At 70.9% G+C, this 1,089-nt stretch carries 1 protein-coding gene and 1 pseudogene; both read right to left on the bottom strand.

Annotated features, from left to right (window positions below; translation table 11 throughout):
- Nucleotides 1–740, bottom strand: a 740-nt coding sequence (locus AB0P07_RS36730) for an ABC transporter permease (protein ID WP_365558765.1), incomplete at its 3' end; no start/stop codon positions are given.
- A pseudogene (locus AB0P07_RS36725) lies at nt 737–1,089 on the bottom strand (ABC transporter); the annotation flags it as partial. The pseudogene AB0P07_RS36725 and the gene AB0P07_RS36730, both read right to left, overlap by 4 nt.

The following is a 1,089-nucleotide window of genomic DNA, read 5'->3' as shown; positions in this document are numbered from 1 at the left end:
GCGGTCAGGGCGAGGCACCAGCCGAGGGCGAGCCAGCCGTTGTGGCCGATTCCGGTGCCGAGGAGCAGGCCGCGCAGGGTCTCGATGGCCGGTGTGAACGGCTGGTACTCGGCGATCGGCCGGAACCAGCCCGGCATCGAGTCGATGGGCACGAAGGCGCTGGAGATCAGTGGCAGGAAGATCAGCGGCAGGGCGTTGTTGCTGGCGGCCTCGGCGTTCGGGCTGACCAGGCCCATCCCGACGGCGATCCAGGTGAGTGCCAGTGTGAAGAGCACCACGAGCCCGAAGGCGGCCAGCCACTCCAGGGCGGTGGCGTCGGTGGAGCGGAAGCCGATGGCCACGGCGACGGCGCCGACGAGGACGACGCTGATGACCGACTGCAGCACGCTGCCGATCACGTGCCCGGTGATCACGGAACCGCGGTGGATGGGCATGGTCCGGAAGCGGGCGATGATGCCCTCGGTCATGTCGTTGGAGACGGAGACGGCGGTGCCGATCGTGGTGGACCCGATGGTCATCAGGAGCAGGCCCGGCACGAGGTACGCGATGTACGCGGACCGGTCGGCGCCGCCGCCGATGCCGGCGCTCATCGTGTCGCCGAAGACGTAGACGAAGAGGAGCAGGAGCATGACCGGTGTGAGCAGGAGGTTGAGGGTGAGGGAGGGGTAGCGGCGGGCGTGCAGGAGGTTGCGGCGCAGCATGGTGGAGGAGTTGCGGGCGGCGAGGCCGGGCGTGGTCATCGGACCGTCTCCTTGGTCGCGTCGGACGGGGCGGGCTGAGCGGTTCGGGCGGGGACGGCGGTGCCGCCGGTGAGGGCGAAGAAGACGTCGTCGAGGTCGGGTGTGTGGACGGTGAGTTCGTCGGCCTCGACGCCCGCGCCGTCCAGGCGGTCGAGGACGGTGCGCAGGGCGCGCTGGCTGCCGTCGCTGGGGATCTGCAGGGCCAGTGCCTCGTCGTCCCCGGTGCTGCCGGGCAGAGCGGTGGTGGCGGCGCGGTAGGTGTCGGGGTCGGTGAAGCGGAGCCGGACGTGTCCGCCGGGGACGAGTCGCTTCAGTTCCTCGGCGGTGCCTTCGGCGGCGATCGTTCCGT

This window comes from Streptomyces sp. NPDC085944, assembly GCF_040686295.1.
GTDB classification, from domain to species: Bacteria; Actinomycetota; Actinomycetes; order Streptomycetales; family Streptomycetaceae; genus Streptomyces; species Streptomyces salinarius.
The sequence above is the reverse complement of the archived record's forward strand: the minus strand, read 5'-3'. Positions and strand labels throughout refer to the sequence as shown.